Origin of the sequence: Thiocapsa marina 5811 (genome assembly GCF_000223985.1) — a bacterium.
Taxonomy (GTDB): Bacteria; Pseudomonadota; Gammaproteobacteria; order Chromatiales; family Chromatiaceae; genus Thiocapsa; species Thiocapsa marina.
The window spans coordinates 191,551-207,971 of sequence record NZ_AFWV01000008.1 but is presented as its reverse complement, the minus strand read 5'-3'; the positions used below and the strand labels follow the sequence as shown (position 1 = coordinate 207,971).

Annotated in this window: 10 protein-coding genes; 4 read left to right on the top strand and 6 right to left on the bottom strand. The window is 66.3% G+C overall.

Annotated elements, in window-relative coordinates; genetic code table 11:
• The first annotated feature begins 142 nt into the window (after positions 1–142).
• Entirely contained in the window at positions 143–1,684 is a 1,542-nt protein-coding gene (locus tag THIMADRAFT_RS13185; protein ID WP_007193548.1) for a B12-binding domain-containing radical SAM protein, read from the top strand.
• Here THIMADRAFT_RS13185 and THIMADRAFT_RS13180 read toward each other — a convergent pair.
• On the bottom strand, positions 1,656–2,015 hold the full coding sequence (locus THIMADRAFT_RS13180) for a hypothetical protein (RefSeq protein ID WP_007193547.1): 360 nt from the start codon (positions 2,013–2,015) through the stop codon (positions 1,656–1,658). The two genes, THIMADRAFT_RS13185 and THIMADRAFT_RS13180, sit on opposite strands and share 29 nt — an antisense overlap.
• Before the next feature lie 67 nt (positions 2,016–2,082).
• Between THIMADRAFT_RS13180 and THIMADRAFT_RS25715 the strand changes: the two genes are divergently transcribed.
• On the top strand, positions 2,083–3,117 hold the full coding sequence (locus THIMADRAFT_RS25715) for a GNAT family N-acetyltransferase (RefSeq protein WP_007193546.1): 1,035 nt from the start codon (positions 2,083–2,085) through the stop codon (positions 3,115–3,117).
• 172 nt (positions 3,118–3,289) lie between these two features.
• On the opposite strand, the gene THIMADRAFT_RS13170 is transcribed toward THIMADRAFT_RS25715, so the two are convergent.
• From THIMADRAFT_RS13170 to THIMADRAFT_RS13160, 3 genes are all read right to left on the bottom strand, one after another.
• Positions 3,290–4,411, bottom strand: a complete 1,122-nt coding sequence (locus THIMADRAFT_RS13170) for a phosphotransferase enzyme family protein (RefSeq protein ID WP_007193545.1) — start codon at positions 4,409–4,411, stop codon at positions 3,290–3,292.
• Position 4,412: 1 nt separating this feature from the next.
• On the bottom strand, positions 4,413–6,626 hold the full coding sequence (relA, locus tag THIMADRAFT_RS13165) for a GTP diphosphokinase (protein WP_007193544.1): 2,214 nt from the start codon (positions 6,624–6,626) through the stop codon (positions 4,413–4,415).
• Between the two features lie 165 nt (positions 6,627–6,791).
• Entirely contained in the window at positions 6,792–8,036 is a 1,245-nt protein-coding gene (locus THIMADRAFT_RS13160; protein ID WP_007193543.1) for a DUF1015 domain-containing protein, read from the bottom strand.
• A 239-nt stretch (positions 8,037–8,275) separates the two neighbouring features.
• Here THIMADRAFT_RS13160 and THIMADRAFT_RS13155 point away from each other — a divergent pair, with 239 nt between their 5' ends.
• Positions 8,276–8,599 carry an SEL1-like repeat protein gene (locus tag THIMADRAFT_RS13155; protein WP_007193542.1) on the top strand — a complete coding sequence of 108 codons (324 nt, stop codon included), beginning with the start codon at positions 8,276–8,278 and terminating at the stop codon, positions 8,597–8,599.
• Between the two features lie 12 nt (positions 8,600–8,611).
• Here the strand turns inward: THIMADRAFT_RS13155 and THIMADRAFT_RS13150 are convergent, their stop codons facing one another.
• Both THIMADRAFT_RS13150 and THIMADRAFT_RS13145 read right to left on the bottom strand, forming a co-directional pair.
• Positions 8,612–9,007, bottom strand: a complete 396-nt coding sequence (locus THIMADRAFT_RS13150) for a hypothetical protein (RefSeq protein ID WP_007193541.1) — start codon at positions 9,005–9,007, stop codon at positions 8,612–8,614.
• A gap of 243 nt (positions 9,008–9,250) precedes the next feature.
• Positions 9,251–14,188, bottom strand: a complete 4,938-nt coding sequence (locus THIMADRAFT_RS13145) for a WD40 repeat domain-containing protein (protein WP_007193540.1) — start codon at positions 14,186–14,188, stop codon at positions 9,251–9,253.
• A gap of 218 nt (positions 14,189–14,406) precedes the next feature.
• On the opposite strand from THIMADRAFT_RS13145, the gene THIMADRAFT_RS13140 reads away from it, so the two are divergent.
• Positions 14,407–16,368 (top strand): hypothetical protein, encoded by a 1,962-nt coding sequence (locus tag THIMADRAFT_RS13140; protein WP_007193539.1) that lies wholly within the window; start codon positions 14,407–14,409, stop codon positions 16,366–16,368.
• Positions 16,369–16,421 lie beyond the last annotated feature (53 nt).

The following is a 16,421-nucleotide window of genomic DNA, read 5'->3' as shown; positions in this document are numbered from 1 at the left end:
ACGCGGACAACGCCTCTGAGTCCGGGGTTGAGGATCGTGGACGAAGCCCCCTCGATTAGCGGGCGGCTGACGCTGCCCCTGCCTCTCGTTCGATTCCTTCCGGGCAATCAGGTTAACCTGTGCACCGAACCAGGAGCCCTGCATGCCGACTGCGATCGTCCTCGCCACCCTGAACGCCCGCTATGCGCATGCCTCGCTGGCGTTGCGTTATCTGCGGGCAAATCTCGGGCCGCTGCGCGAGGTCAGCGCGCTGCGCGAATTCGTGCTCGGCGCGACAGGCGAGGCCGTTGTCGAGCAGCTGCTGGCCGAACGACCGCGCATCGTGGGGTTGTCGGTCTATATCTGGAACGTCGCGCCTTTGACGCGGGTTGTCGCTCTGCTCAAGGAAACCGCTCCGGATGTGGTGGTCGTGCTCGGGGGTCCGGAGGTGAGTCACGAGGTCGATGCCCAGCGGATTTGCGCGCTGGCGGACTATGTGGTGACGGGTTGGGGCGAGGTGACCTTCGCCCGGCTGGCGCGCGCGATCCTGGACGGGCAGCGCCCTGCGGCGAAGGTGCAGGCGGGCGAGCAGCCGCCTCTGGACAGCATCCGCTTTCCCTACGACGAGTTCTCGGACGAGGATCTACGGCGGCGCAACCTCTATGTCGAGGCGTCGCGCGGCTGTCCGTTCAAGTGTGCCTTCTGCCTGTCCGCGCTGGATCGGACCGCGTGGCCGTTTCCACTCGCGCCGCTGATCGGGGAGCTGGAGCGGCTGTATGCGCGCGGTGCTCGCCGCTTCAAGTTCGTCGACCGGACCTTCAACCTCAAGATCGATCACGCCTCCGCGATCCTGGGGTTCTTTCTGGAACGCATCCGGGGGCGCCCGGACGACCTACCCTTTCTGCATTTCGAGCTGGTCCCGGATCATCTGCCGGAGCGGCTGAAGGGGATGCTTGCGGCGTTTCCGGCGGGCACGCTGCAGTTGGAAATCGGTGTGCAGACCTTCGATCCCGAGGTGCAGGCGCTGATCTCGCGGCGCCAGGACGATGTGCAGGCCGAGGCCAATCTGCGCTGGCTGCATGCACACACGACCGCGCATCTGCACGCCGATCTCATCATCGGGCTGCCGGGCGAGGATCCGGCCTCGTTCGGGGCCGGCTTCGACCGGCTGATGCGGATTGGTCCGCACGAGATCCAGGTCGGGATTCTGAAGCGGCTGCGCGGTGCGCCGGTCTGTCGGCACGCCGAGCGGTTCGGGTTGGTGTTCAGCCCGGATCCGCCTTACAGCCTGCTCGCGAGCGACCGCATCGACCGGGCGACCATGCGGCGGCTGACACGGTTCGCGCGTTACTGGGATCTAGTCGGTAACTCGGGGCGCTTCGGCCTGACGCTGCCGCTCCTGCTGGGCAATGCGCCCTTCGAGCGCTTTCTCGCCTGGTCCGACTGGTTCTACGCGCAATCGGGCAAGACGCACGGCATCCCGCTCGAACATCTGTACGAGGGCCTGCACGCCTGGCTGTCCCTGCAGGGGATGGCGGAGCCGGCCACCGAGGCTTTGCGCAGCGACTATGCCGCCTGCGGTGCGCGTGGACGCCTGTCGTTCGACCCTACGCGGCGGATCCCACCGCCGACGCCGAAGGCCGAGGGGGCGCTGCCGACACGCCAGGCGCGCCATCTCACACCTCGGACGCGTTCCAGTTGTTGAAGGCGAGGAGCCAGGAGGAGATGCCCGGATTGGCGGCGCCCTCGGCCTGCAGGGCCTCGCCGATCTCGATCATCAATTCGCGAAACTCGCGGATCTCGCGGCACCAGAGCGCCTCGGGTAGACCGGGATTGTCGGCCATGGTCTCGGCGGCCAAGGAGCCGGCGCCGGCCCACCAGTCGTTTCCGTTAAGTCGGCGCAGCATCTGCCCGGGCGCCTGCCGGAACCCGACGAGGTGATCAGCAACCTCAAGCGCGCGTGGATGCCCGATGCGCTGAAGCAGCTCGGCAAGACGACCAAGAGCGCACAGCAGTTGGTCCTCGGACTTGTGCATGGTTACACCTCGCGGGCTTCTGAGATATCGTGTACGAACCAACACCCGTGGAGCAAGGCCATTCCCAATGAGTACCGAACTGTCGATTCGAACGATCGCGCAAAGCGATTATCCGACGTGGAATCAATTCGTCGCCGATTCGCCATCGGGAAGCGTTTATGCACTTTCAACCTATTTGGATGTGTTGTGCAGCGCGACGAACTCAAAATTCAGCATTGTCGGCCTGTTCAAGGGTAGCGAATTAGTCGGCGGCATGCCGCTGTATTTATCCCGATTCGGTCCTGGCTGGATAGCCGCCAACCGGCTGCTGCTCTATTACCATAGCCCGGTGATTCGCGAGTATTCCACGAAAGTCCCATACGAACGCACCTCCCGTCAGCTTGCGATCATGCAGACACTAGAGTCCCATCTGCGGGCGTTTGACTGCCTTCACCTGCTGCTGCATGTGCGGCACCCCATTGAAGACGCCCGCGCATTTCTATCCAAAGGATGGGACGTTCGGCCGAACTACAGCTACGTAGTGGATATCGCCGACCTGCAATCTGCCTGGGGACGGGTGCATCAGAATCTTCGCCGCCTGATCGATCGGGCAACGACAAGCGGCCTCACCGTCACGGATGACGACGATTTTGATAGCTTCTATCGACTTCACATCGACACACATCGCCGCAAAGGCGCGCCGCTCTATTTGAAGGAGCCCGCATTTCGCCGCTACGTCCAGGCATTGAAAGCACAGGACCTCTGCAGGCTCTATCACGCCCGCCTGCCCACCGGCGAGTCGGTCGCGACGCAACTGGTCTTGACCGGAGGACACCCGGTCAGTCACACCGTTTGTGCCGGGGCAGATTCCGCCCATCTTACGCTTGGCAGCTCACCTTTTTTGCGCTGGAAGGCATTTGAGTCGCTGTCGGCGCTCGGCTATTCAGGCAATGATCTAACCGATGCGGCGTTGAACGACGTCACCCGTTTCAAGGCGCAGCTCGGCGGGGAACTTGTGCAAAATTGGGTGGCGACCCGGCCCGGCAATCGTCTCTTCAAACTCTACCGCGTAACGCGACAGACGACTCGGCGTACAAAGAGTGCCCTCAGGCGGCTGCGTTAGACCGCGACCCTGAGTCATGTGTGCCGCAGACCGGCATTCGGCTCGGCATCAGTCAAGGCGCGTGTTGATCTCGATTGCAAAGCGGCGAGGTGAGAACGCCGTTCGCCGACCACCATGGCGGACGCAATTAGCCGCCGGCGGCTGGCTGTACCTCGCTTGGGCTCGGCACAGCCTACGGAGCTTGAAAACAGCGGCTGACCATTGACTCGATGTCGTCTACCTTGCCTTCGATGTCCGTGACCAGCGCGAACTGGATCCCCGCCTTGCGCAAGTTCTCGCCGGGCTGCGCGACCTTGAAATAACGGTCGCCTTCCAGGTGATCGGTCAGGAATCGCAAGCCAAGCTCGAAGGGCATGAGGCGGATCGCCTCCGGGATCAGGGCGATCTCTTGGGGGTTCAGCCAATCGCGCGTCTGCTCGGCATAGGCATGGAGGATCGGCTCGGCGACGGCGAGATCGAACCTGACCCGGGTGTGCCCGTCGGCGGATTCGCCGCTGCAGTTGCAGCAGGAGCGCAGACAGTCGCCGATGTCGTGCAGGACGAGACCGGGTTGCAGGGTGTCGAGGTCGATGAGTGCGATTGCACGCCCGCTGCCGCGATCGAAGAGGATGTTGTCGAGCTTGGGGTCGCCATGGGTGACGCGCACGGGGATCTCGCCCCGGTCGCGCGCATCGGCGAGTCGCCTCGCGAGCCCTTGGCGGAGGAGCGCGAACCGAACGCAGGTCTCGATCTGCGGGTCGTTGCGGGCGCCCTCGACCCGCGCCAGGGCCGACAGAAAGCCCGCGAGATAGGCCGGCGTGTCGTGAAATCCGGGGAGGGTGATGCCCAGCGCCTCGGCGGGCAGCGATTGGAGCAAGGTATGGAAGCGACCCAGGAGCCTGCCCACCTCGCGGGCCTGCTCGGGATCCTCGATGCGGGGCAGGCTGCCGGCATCCTCGATCAGCGTCATCAGACGCCAGACGCTGTCGTCCGGTGCGCGCAGACCTGCGTCGCCCGCGCGGGTCGCGATCAACGCCGGGACGCGGAACCCGAGATCGGCATGCTGCCGCGCCTGTCGATCGAGTGCCTGGATATTGGACATGATCCGCAACGGATCGGGAAAGACCGCGCCGTTGATGCGCTGGAGCACGTAGCGCGTTCCGCCGGCCTCGACGCAAAAGGTATCGTTGATCAGCCCGCGCCCGTAGGGTGCAATCGTCTCCACCGGCGAGGGGATCTCGAACGCCTCGGCGATGGTCCCGAGCGATGCGAGCGTCCGCGCCTGGTGCACGCCGTCGATCTCTTTACGCCCCATCTCAGTAAGACCGCCGCACGTCGAGAACGTCCGGGATCTGCTGCAGCTTCGCGAGGATCTTCTCCAGGTGCGCCATGTTCTTCACTTCCAAGGTGAAGCGCATCGCGGCGGTGTCCGTGGAGCGCTCCGAATGGGTATTGACGCCGAGCACGTCCACCTCGTCGTCGGAGAGCACCGAGGAGACATCGCGCAGCAAACCCTTACGATCCGCGGCGATCACCAGCACGTCGACCGAATAGCCTGCATCGGCGGGTTGGTCCGCCCAACGCACATCGATGAGGCGCTCGGCCTCGGCCGGCGGCAGATTGCGCAGGTTGCTGCAATCCTTGCGATGGATGGTCACGCCGCGACCGCGGGTGACGAAGCCGACGATGCGATCGTAGGGGACCGGCTTGCAGCAGGGGGCGAGATGGGTCATGAGGTCGTCGACGCCCTCCACGACCACATCCGTGGCGCCCTCCAGTCGCGCCTTATGCGGCTGGCGCAGCTTGGGCTCGATCTCCTTGCCTTCGTCGGTCTTGCGCTCCCCGACCTGACGCGCGACCTGTCCGACCGAGAGGTCGCCGCGCCCGATCGCGGCCAACAGATCCTCCCCGCGCTTGAAGTTGAAGCGGACCGCGAGCTCTTCCAGGTTGGGCTTCTCCGCGATACCGAGTCGGCTCAGCTCGCGATCCAGGGTGGCACGGCCGCCTTGCAGATGCTGATCGTGATCGAGCTGTTTGAACCATTGACGCACGCGGTTGCGGGCGCGCGCCGTCGTCAGGTAGCCATGATGCGGACTCAACCAATCACGGCTGGGCGCGGCGTTCTTCTGGGTCAGGATCTCGACGGTCTCGCCGCTGTGCAGCTCGTAGTTCAGCGGCACGATCCGTCCGTTGATGCGCGCGCCGCGGCAACGGTTGCCGACCTCCGAGTGGATGGCGTAGGCGAAATCGAGCGCCGTGGACCCCTTGGGCAGCTCGATCACCTTCGACTGCGGGGTGAGCACATAGATGTGGATCGGCTCGAACTCGGCCTTGAAGCGCTCGAGGAAGCCGCCGGTCTCGTCGCTCTCGTTCTTGAGCTCGAGCCAGTTGCGCATCCAGATGACGCGCCGTTGGAACTCGGCGTCATGTCCCTTGGACTCCTTGTAGGCCCAATGGGCGGCAACACCGAATTCGGCATGCTGATGCATCTCGTGGGTGCGGATCTGCACCTCCAGCGGCTTGTCCTCCGGCCCGACGACGGCGGTGTGGAGCGACCGATACATGTTGCCCTTGGGCGTGGCGATATAGTCGTCGAACTCCTTGGGGATGTGCTTCCAGAGTCCGTGCACCAGCCCGAGCGCGGCGTAACAGTCCGCGACCGACCCGACCAGGATGCGCACCGCGCGCAGGTCGAAGATCTCGGCGATCTCGACCTCCTTGCGCTGCATCTTGCGCCAGATGCTGTAGATGTGTTTCGGGCGGCCGGTAATCTCGGCCTCGATGCCGGCCTCGGCAAACTTGTCGTACAGGGTCTGGATGACCGCGGCGATGTAGTGCTCGCGCTCCTCGCGGCGCTCGGCCAAGAGCTTGGCGATGCGCTTGTACTCCTCGGGGTTGAGGTAGCGCAGGCTCAGGTCCTCGAGCTCCCACTTGACCTGCCAGATGCCCAGACGGTTGGCGAGCGGGGCATAGATGCGCTGGGTGTCGCGCGCGATCTTGGCCCGGCGCTCGGGCTCCAGGTCCTTGATGGCCCGCATCAGATGGACGCGCTCGGCGAGCACCACCAGCACCACGCGCACGTCTTCGGCAATGCCGAGCAACAGGCGGCGCAGGTTCTCCTCGTGCTCGTCCTGATCCTTGGCGGCGATGATGGCGTCGATGTTGGCGATTTGGCCGATGCGCGAGAGATCGCCGACCATCCGCGCGATGCCCGGACCGAAGCGGTCTTCGAGCTGCGCTTCGGTGAGGTCGCCCTGATCCAGACAGCCGTTGAGCAGGGCCGCGATGAGGGTCTCGAAGTCCATCCGCAGACGCACCAGGATGTCGGCGGTCGAGAGCACGTGACGCACATGGGTCTCGCCGGTCTCGATACGTCGGTCGCCGCGACAACGGGTCAGCGCCGCACAGGCGCCGGCGATCTGCTTGAGCTCATCGGTCGGATAATGGCTTGCCAACCCGTCGAGCCAGTGACGGATCGCCTCGTCGTCGTCGCCATGCGACTCGGGGAGGTTGTAGGTGGGTTTGACCATAATCTGGAGCGACTCTCGGTAGCGGCGGTCGGTCTTGGTGTTTGACCACGAAATCGCGGGGTTTGAACCGCAACGGCGCGAAGGGCATAGAAGACGACGCGCCGGCGCCCTGAAGGATCCGAGTCCCGTCTTTGCGGGCCTTGTGTCGGGCAGGACCCTGCGGGGTCAAGCCGTCAGCAGATGGCTCGCCAGCCCATCCGCCAGCTTCGGCTCGAACCAGGTCGACTTCGGCGGCATCACCTCGCCGGCATCCGCCACCGCCATCAGATCCTCCATGCGCGTCGGGTGGAGCGCGAAGGCGACGGCCATCTCGCCCGCGTCGACCCGCGCCGAGAGCGCCTCCAGACCGCGGATGCCGCCGACGAAATCGATCCGCTCGTCCCGCCGCGGGTCTTGGATGCCGAGGATCGGGCCGATGACATTGTCCTGGAGCAGGCTGACATCGAGCCGCCCGACCGGATCGTCGTAGGGAATCCGCCCGGGATCGAGCGCCAGCCGATACCAGTGACCGGCAAGGTACATCCCGAACTCGCCGGGACGCCCGGGAGCGACCGGACCCGGTGCGCCCTCGATCTCGAATGCGACGGATAGACGCTGCATGAGGGACTCGACGCTATGACCGTGCAGATCTTTGACCACACGGTTGTAGTCCAGGATCCGCATCTGATCGTGCGGGAAGATGACGGCGAGCATGAAGTTGTAGGGCTCGGCCCCGGTGTGATCCGGGTTTGCGGCTCGGCGCATCGCGGCAACGCGCGAGGCCGCGGCGCAGCGATGGTGTCCGTCGGCGATATAGAGTGCGTCAAGGCCATCGAAGGCGGCGGTCAGCTCGGCGATCAGGCTCTCGTCCATGATCGGCCATAGCTCATGTCGGATTCCGTCGGGCGCGGTGACGTCCGTCTCCGCCGGACCCGCGACGAGACCGGCGAGCAGGGCATCGATGTCCGATCGCGCCCGGCAGGCGAGCAACACCGGCCCGGTCTGCGCATTCAGTGCATCGATCTGGCGCACCCGGTCGTCCTCCTTGACGGGGCGCGTGAGCTCATGGCGCTTGATCCGATCCCTGTCGTAGGCATCGATCGAGGCAGCGGCGACCAGACCGGTCTGGCGATGCGCGCCCATCGTCAGGCGATAGATGTAGTAGCCGGGCGACGCGTCGCGCACCAACACGCCCTCGCCCAACATCCGATCGAGATTCTCGCGCGCCTTGGCGTAGACCGGCGGGCTGTAGGGATCGATACCCTCGGGCAGATCGACCTCGGGTCGTGAGATATGCAGAAAGCTCCAAGGACGTCCCTCGACCATCCGACGTGCCTCCGCAGCACTCATCACGTCGTAGGGCGGGGCGGCCACGTCCGCGGCATGCGCGAGGGCCGGCCGGAGCGCCGCGAAAGGTTTGATCAGGGGCATGGAGACTCACCGTCGGTGTCGTCGAGACTGGATGGATGGCGTTCGGAACGCCGGTGTCCGCGGGTCCATGGTATCAGCTCGGATCGAGCCTCGGCCAAATCCAACGCGTCGAACCGCCGCACCGCCGACAGACCCGAGCCGCGCGAACCGGGATCAGACGGGCTCGAGGCCGGAGGCGAGGGCGGAGAGGTTGCTCTATACTTGTTTGGATACGGCACCCACGAATCAGAGTCGACGGCATGGCCGACAACAACTACCTCAAAGATCTGATCCTGCTGCGCAACGACCCGTCGAAGGTGGCACCCATTCGCGATGCCGCCGAGCGCGGAGAGATGGACGCCCAGTATGCGATGGGGCTGATCTATGCCGAGGGCCGCGGGGTCGAGATCGATCTCGCCCGTGCCCATTTTTGGTTGTCTCTGGCCATCGCGCAAGGCGATACGGATGCCGATCAATTACGCAACATTATCGGCAGCCAAATGACCGATGCCGAATTCGACGCCGCGAAAGACCTCGCGATCGCGCATCGCACGACCCATCCGGCCCCCACATCGCAGCATTGAGCCGATCGATGCCTACCAACAGGGCGCGGCGACGCTCGACATCAGACCGAAGGCGTCGAAGGGCGAGGGCATCGGCATGCCGCCGACGGGGCCGCCGGCCTTCACGCGGATCACATACTCGGCCCATTGCAGCGGCCGCGGCAGGTAGCCGACTTGGGCAGCGACGGCATGAAGCTCGCCGACGAAGGCGATATCGCAGGCTTGCTCCGGGCCGGGCGCCGCGGTACAGAGGTCGTGGCGCATGCAGGCCGCATCGAAGGCATCGACCGGCGGCGGGAAACCGGCGACCGGGTACCCGACCCCGCACCAATTGCCGTAGAGGGGCATGCATTTGAAGGCGGCGGCTTGGGTCGCGCCGGTGGCGAGAACGGCGCCGAGCAGACAGGAGAGGACCGGGTTACGGCTCATGGTGAATCCTCGTTCGCTTGAGCGGACTGATGCGTGCACGCCGCAGAGGCTAGCCCGACACCGATCGGCCGGCAAGAGTGACGCGTTCGTCGTTTCGGTCGTCACGACACTTGGCGCGGAGCGCCCGGGGCAGGCGTGACATCGCGCAGCGGATGTCACGAGCCCCTCGCGGCATGCCGACAATGAGCTTGGTGCATCTTCGACACGGAAACAAGGGTCGATGCCGATCGGCAGGCGGGCAGGCTACTCGACCCGAGGTGCCGCATCCGAGAAGTCGCGCTCGCGCCGGTCGAGCCGGTTTTCCGCCTTGAAGCGCACGGCCTCGCGGATCAGGGCAAGGCGCGCGCGGTCCCGGCCCCAAATCGCCTCGAGGCGGCGGTCCGGCGCGCTCTCTTCGGTCCATAGACGCCAAAGCAGGGTGGCATTCTCCCAGTAGGCCGCGCCGATGGAATGTCCGTCCGGGCTGAAGTCTGCGTAGGCGACCCCGCCGAGGTCGCCGTCGAGGGTCAGAAAGGACTCCGCCGGCAGCGTGCTCGGACGCATGGGGCGCATCCAGATCCGCACCGAGCCGTCACGCGAGGCGGTTAGGATCCAGCGTCCGTCCGGACTGAACTTGGCGGCGTAGATCCGATCCTTGTGACCGACCAGATCGGCGAGCAGAGAGCCGTCGAGGCCCCAGACCTGGGCCTTCGCGTCCAATGACGCGGTGACCAACGCCTGACTGTCCGGCGCGAAGGCAACGCTGTAGAGGATGCCGGCTTGGGGCTCCAGATCGCGGGGGGACGCGCAGCCGTCTTGGTTCAGCGCCACCAGGGCGGCGCTGCCGTCCTCGCTCGAGGTCGCAAGCCACCGCCCGTCCGGTGAAAAGGCCGCGTCCGTGACCGCGTCCGTGTGCCATTGTGCGGCGCATACGGGCGCCCAGCCCCCGGCACCGTCCATGCGCATGACCCGGACACCGCCGGCGTCGTCGCCGGTCGCGACCAGTGTCGTTCCATCCGTACGCGCGAAGATCGCTGCGGCCTGCACCCCGCTTCCCCCCTCTCCCCAGCCGGGTGCAGCGTCGAGCGGGGCGCAGGTCTGCGGATTCCAAAAACCAACCGGCTCGGCGAGATGACTCGACGTCGTCAGAAGCCACCGTCCGTCTGAAGCGAACAAGACCTGATGGACGTTCGGACAGGCGCGGCCGCCATCCGGGCTGCAGGGCGCATCGTCCGGTGCAACCAGGATGCGGCAGCCGCCGCCGGTCTTCAGGTCCCAGACCCGTGCGGTGCCGTCGTGACCCGCGCTGGCGAGTCGGTCCGCGGAGGGCGAGAAGACGACCCGCCGTACCCGCCCCTGATGCCCCGTCAGGGTCCAGATTCGCACCGGCGGGGGCGCGTCGTCGCGACGATCGTATTGCCAGACCTCGACCCGTCCGTCGAAGGCCGCGGTGGCGAGCATGACCGAACCCGAGCTCGACTCCGTTGTCCCTGCGCCGGGCGCTGCGGGCGTCTCGGCCATCGCCAGATGCCAGACATGGTCGGCGCTGGGGAGATGAAAGGCCAGGGTTTCGGTCGGTTTGACCGACCAGAGTCGGGCCGAGCCGTCCGGATCCGAGTAGCTCAGCACCCGGCGGCCGTCGGCACTGAAGCGGGCATCCGTCACCGCGGCGTCGTGACTGAAGACCGCGACCTCCTTGCCCGAGAGCAGTCCCCAGAGCCGCGCGGTCTTGTCGAGCGAGGCGCTGAGCACGAGGGGTTCGCGGTCCTCGTCATCCATGCCCGGCGAGACCCGCACGTGCTCCACACTCAGACCGTGATGCCCGAGGACCTCGGCGTGGCGGCTTTCGAGATCCCACCGCACCACCTGACCCGCATCGTCTCCGGCGATCAAGTACTGTCCGCCGGGCGAGAACACCGCCTCGCGCACAGCGGACTTGTGGATGCGAATCCGCCGCCCGTCACGCTCGATCACGCCGAGCTCGGCAAGCTCGCGGCCGTCGAGGTCGTAGACGCGGATCCGTTCGTCGGCGAAGGCCACGGCGATCCGCCGACCCGCGGGGTCGAACCGGGCATCGTTGGCCGGCCGACCGAGCGAGCCGCCGGTCGGCAGGGCCAGCCGCTCGGCGCCCGTACGAGTCTCGAGGACGCGCGCGGTGCCGTCGCGCGAGGCGGTGACGAGCAGCCCGCCGTCGGGCGCAAAAGCAAGGCTGCGCACCTCGCTGGCGTGTACGGACACGTCCCAGAGCGGTGCCCCGGCACGGCCGAGGTCCAGGAAACAGACGGCATAGCGGTCCTGCAGGGCACCGTGTGAAAGGGCGAGAAAGCGGCCGGCTCGGTCCAGCGCGATCGGACTGTCCGGACGTGCACCGCAACTCCAGTCGGGCGCTCGACCGGGCTCGGCCGGGAGCCGCCAGACCCCGCCCTCGCCGATCCCCAGGATGGTTTGCGACTCGCCGCTGCCCACGAAGCGCACCGTGTGGATCGGCGTATCCGGACCGGACAGCCGCGACTCGGGCTGGTAGCTCTGCCCGCGCAGAGCCCAAAGCTGTGCACCTTCGCCCCGCGATTGAGTGACCAGGCGCTCGCCGTCGTCTCGGAACGCCGGAGGCAGCGGCTGATCGCCAGCCACCGCCTCGGATTGGACCATCGCGATCATGCGGTTCGTCGTGAAGGCGCGACTCAGGGTATCGGTCGCCGCTTCGGGCAGATAGGGGCCGGCATTCAGGGCCAGTCGCACCGCCTCGGGGGTGTTGCCCTGTCGTACGGCGAGATCGGCCGCCTTGAGCAGGCTGCGCTGAAGGTTAAGGGTGGCCTCGCGCGAGGCGTCCCATGCCCAGAACGCCGCCCCGGTGGCGAGGACCAAGAGTGTGGCCAAGGTCAGGCCGAGCAGACGGGCCCACCGATTGCGCCGTCGCTGCAGCACCAGATGTTGATGGGAGTGCTCCAGAAACTCCAGCTCCAAGGGCTCGAGCTCCGCGCTGTACGCATCCGCAAAGCGCCGCGCCGCGGCATAGCCGGCCTCTCCGAGGAGATATTCGCGATTGCAGTCGGTACGCTTCCATAGACGTGCCTGGCGGGAGATCTGATAACGCAGGACGAGATCGCGCCGGTTGCTCGGATCCGCGACCCAGTCGCGGATCGGCGACCACCGCTCGAACAGGGCCGGATGGATGAAGCTCGCGAGCGCGCGGTAGTCCTCCCAGTGCAGGACCGACACGGCGTCGGGATCCTCGCCGCGCTCCACGTCCGGGGCCACGATCTCGGAGTCGGGTACGACCTCGAAATCGCCGTCCGCGTGCCCCGTGCGAGTGCTTCCGACGGCTGCGCGCATGCTTCGCAACCGCTCGCGCCACTCCTCGCCGGTCTGGATCATGATGCGCCGCAGATCTTCCATGAGGCGCGGCGTCTCCTGCGTGCAGCCGAGTCGTGCCGCGGGATCGGCCACACCCTCGGCGATCAACAAGCGCGCCTGAACGAGCGATTCGACGAACCTGGCGACCCCCGGCTGACGGGTCAGGGTGTGCAGGTCGCCGCGGCGTGAAACGAGCATCGACGCGCCGCCGCCCTCGAGCGCAATCAGGGCGCGGCAGAGCACCGGCAGCGCGTCCCTGACCTCGGGGTCCAGAGCCTCCCAGAGGGTCTCCGCACGGCGCAGCAAAGAGCCGGAGAGTCCCCCGACGCGGCGATAGTCGGCAAGGGTGAGGGGCCGATTTCGGTCGGATGACGCATCCTCGGAGCCGTCGCGCGCGAGGCGGTAAATCTCGTCGAGGGCCGGTTCGAGGACGGCCGGCCAGTGCTCGAGCAGACTCGCCTCCGCCTCCAGCGCCTCGACCAGGCCGCGTCCGCCGCCGGCCATCCCCTCGTACTCGATGCCTGCGACACGCGCGGGGATCTCGATGACCTGTCTGATTCGCGCCGCCGGCGGGGACTCCAGGCGATACCAGCTCTCGTCGTCCAGGAGCGCGGCGAGCTCGGGCATCTCGCCGACGTGGCGCAGGTAGTCGCTGCGCAGCGAAGAGATCACCCAGACGCCGTCTCGGGCGGCGAGCAAGGCTAATGCAGCGAGGAAAGACCGGGTTCGAGGTGCCGCCCGCGTTGCCTCGGTAAAGAGGCGATCGAGCGGATCGACGATGACCGCGAGTTGTAAGCGCCCGTTCGCGGCGTCGCTGCTGCTCGACGGATCGTCGGCCAACCGTGAAAGCGCGGCCAGAAGCTGATCGGCGGCGACCTCCGGCTCGCTGAGAAGCAACCGCATTAGGCGCGTGACATCGAGCCCGAAGCCGTCCAGCGCCGGCCCCAATAGACCGGGGGCGGCGAGTGCGACGGCCAGGGCCTCGATCGGGTCGCGCTCATCCAGATCCACGAAACCCCAGCGACACCCGGCAATGCCGGGGAATAGAAAGGGCCGGATCAGACGCGGCAGCAGTCCGGCGCGGATCAGGGAGCTCTTGCCCACCCCGCTCGGACCGCTCAACAGGAGCAGGCCGCGCCCGGGGCCTTGCAGAGCCTCGAGACGCGTGACCAGCTCGCGTGTCTCGGTCTCGCGGCCGGTAAAGACGCGGTCGTCGACCAGCTCGAACGCGGTTCCGGCGCGGAAGGGGCTCCCCCGCCAGTCGCCGGCATCCGAGGCCAGGCGTCGCTCCGCGCTGATGCGTCGGTTCAGGAGCTTGCGCAGTTGCCCCTCGAGCAGCTCGCGGAAGCTGCGGTCGTTGGCGAACTGCCTGAAGGCGCGACTGAAGCTGCCGTCGGGATTGAAAAAATGGGTGCGGAAGAATTCTTCGAGGCGATGTCGGTCGGCGAGCGCCTCGCGGGTCGCCTCGGCATTGTTGACGTCCACCATGCGCGGCGCGGACTTCTTGTAGACCAAGACCTCGGGGGTTCCCGTGCGGGCCGAGGCCCGCACCGCGTCGACGAACTCCCACTCGGTCCCGGTCATGCCCTCGTAGGGATCCTCCGCGAGTGGAGTACCGAGCCGCGTCCAGAGCATGACGAGCACGATCTCGCACTCCGAAGGACGCAGGAGCCCCGCCTGAAAGCTTTGCGCGGCGGTCAGTGCCTCCTCTTCCCAAAGAATGGCCTGGAGGCTGAAGTAGGGCAGATACTCCTGAGCCAAGGCCTCGATCACGTCCTTGACCAGGGCACGTTCATGCTCCAGATCGGACGGCGAGGAGACGAAGATTCTGACCTTGTGCTCAGGCATGGGGGTGATCGAGAGCGGACATGCCGCAACTATACCGAGCACACGCGGATTTTTCGCCGCATTCCACGCCACGCCGTTTGTGCATTCAACTGTTTCAGGTCATCGACACAGCCGGGCCGAGAGGGTTTACAATCGGACGATGCAGGATCCGCCGCGAGACAGATTCGACCCCGGCGGGCGCATCCCCAAACTGCCTCCATCCGACGGAGGAGATCGCGATGCTGGACCACGACATGGCAGACACCGAGCGCTTCGAAGAGGTGATTCAGCGTTCAGTGCGACAAATCCTGCTTGCACCGGATCCGGACAGCTTCCTCGATTGGGCCCGCGCCCACCTCCCCGAATTGCTGGGGTTGTCCGGGACGGAGTTCGACGAGGTCGAGCGGAGACGCCTCGCCAATCTCCTCGGAACCGCGATCTGGAACGCCACCCCGCAGCCGGCCTACGCCTTCCAAACCCGATTGATGACGCCGCAACGCCCGGAGGAAACCTGCTCCTGCGGCTCGGGAAGCCCTTACGGCGAGTGCTGCGGCGCAATCGACGAGGTGCCGGAACTCTCGAGCGATCTGGTCTGGGAGATCCTGCTCGACGAGTTGACCGAACAAGGGCTGCGCGAAGCGCTGGACCTGCACGCCGTGCCGGAGCCGCTGCTTGCCCGAATCGCCGATCGCTGGCTGACGGAGGATCGCCCGAAACGCGCGGCTGCTCTATTGGAGCCCCTCTTTGCGGGATCGCTCGACGAGCTCGACGGCGAGTTCGAGCCGACGATCGACATCCTCTGCGATGCCTACGATCGACTCGGTCATCGGCGCAAAAAAGAGACCTTCCTCGGACGGATCTGCACCGAAGGCAGCCGATCCTTGCGGGCCGCCGCCTGGCAACGGCGCTGCACCATGGCAATCGACGACGGCGATTTCGCCGAGGCCGGTGCGGCCTTCACGGCCGCATTGCGAAGCGACCCCGACAATCCGGGTACGGCGATCCTCGAGATTACGCTCCTTGCGGCCCAGCACAAGGACTGGATCGCTCGCGAGCGTGCCCGCTTCTGGCTCTTTCGTTTCCGCCAGATCGGGTTCACCCATCCCGGTGTCTTGGACTTCCTCAACCGTGCCGTCGAAGACCCGCAGGAAGCCCTCGTGGACAGTCATTCGGATGCCCTCGATCCGGTCCTGCTCGACCTTCACGATTGGATCTCCTTGATTGGAGCCCGCGCGTTGCCCGTTTATCGCGTGGAGCCCCTGAATGCCCACGCTCCCGGTTGGCTGCCGGGTCAGCTCGCGCTCTTCGACGACATCGATGCACCCGTGCCGGACGGCGCCGAGGATGACGCGGGACTCGGCCTCTCACGGTATGCTCCCGACGCCGCGCGACTGAGCGCCCCGCCGGCAGTGCGTCAGCTCGAAGCGGAGTGGAAGTCGGTATTCCCGACGGCAAAGCCCGATTCGACCCGACTCGTTCCCGCGCAGGACGTGGATCTCTGGTCGACTCCGGACTGGCTCGACCACCTGCTTGCGAACCCCGCGCTCGCGGACAGCCTGGATGTGCTGGACGATCTCGCGACCGCCTTGTACCTGCATCCCGAGAGCACGCTGCCGTGGATCTCCCACCTGCTCTTGCGTCCCCTGCTCGAGCGTGCACGGGGCATTCTGGAGCAGGTTCTCCCCGAGGATTCCCCGCAACAGATTCCCTGGTCCGCCGCGCCGAATCGCCCTGCGTTGCGGCTACTCTTTCGACAATATCTGTGTCAGATCGACGAAGACGAGCCGAACGGTGCGGCGCGAACGCTCGAAACCCTGCTGCGCCTCAACCCTCGGGACAACCACGGCGTGCGCGCGGAGCTGATGAACCACTACCTGCGCCACGGCCAGGACGAGCTTGCACTGGCCTTGGCCCGGCGCTTTCCGAACGATGGACTCGCGGATCTCGCCTACGGCGAGGTTCTGGCCCTCTACCGTCTCGGACGACAGGACCGAGCGCGCCTGGTGCTGACGACCGCGGTCAACCGCTTGCCGAGAATCCCGCACTACCTAACCCGAAAACGCATCAAACGCCCGCGCTTCACCCCGCCGGATAGCCTGCCCGGCGGCGACGACCAGGCGTGGATGTATCGCGAGGCGATGCGTGACGTCTGGGCGGCGGAGCCGGGTATTCTCGCCTGGCTGAGACGCCTGACCGCCTAGGCGAGCGACACGCGCACACCGCGTTTTGTCCCGGTCGCGGTTTGTTCGAGAAG

What these genes read in the sequence shown, in the direction of transcription:
- THIMADRAFT_RS13160 (WP_007193543.1), bottom strand. Translation starts at nt 8,036, where the DNA reads ATGCCCCTGATCAAACCTTTCGCGGCGCTCCGGCCGGCCCTCGCGCAT.
- THIMADRAFT_RS13145 (WP_007193540.1), bottom strand. Translation starts at nt 14,188, where the DNA reads ATGCCTGAGCACAAGGTCAGAATCTTCGTCTCCTCGCCGTCCGATCTG.
- relA (WP_007193544.1), bottom strand. Translation starts at nt 6,626, where the DNA reads ATGGTCAAACCCACCTACAACCTCCCCGAGTCGCATGGCGACGACGAC.
- THIMADRAFT_RS13155 (WP_007193542.1), top strand. Translation starts at nt 8,276, where the DNA reads ATGGCCGACAACAACTACCTCAAAGATCTGATCCTGCTGCGCAACGAC.
- THIMADRAFT_RS13150 (WP_007193541.1), bottom strand. Translation starts at nt 9,007, where the DNA reads ATGAGCCGTAACCCGGTCCTCTCCTGTCTGCTCGGCGCCGTTCTCGCC.
- THIMADRAFT_RS13170 (WP_007193545.1), bottom strand. Translation starts at nt 4,411, where the DNA reads ATGGGGCGTAAAGAGATCGACGGCGTGCACCAGGCGCGGACGCTCGCA.
- THIMADRAFT_RS13185 (WP_007193548.1), top strand. Translation starts at nt 143, where the DNA reads ATGCCGACTGCGATCGTCCTCGCCACCCTGAACGCCCGCTATGCGCAT.
- THIMADRAFT_RS13180 (WP_007193547.1), bottom strand. Translation starts at nt 2,015, where the DNA reads ATGCACAAGTCCGAGGACCAACTGCTGTGCGCTCTTGGTCGTCTTGCC.
- THIMADRAFT_RS25715 (WP_007193546.1), top strand. Translation starts at nt 2,083, where the DNA reads ATGAGTACCGAACTGTCGATTCGAACGATCGCGCAAAGCGATTATCCG.
- THIMADRAFT_RS13140 (WP_007193539.1), top strand. Translation starts at nt 14,407, where the DNA reads ATGCTGGACCACGACATGGCAGACACCGAGCGCTTCGAAGAGGTGATT.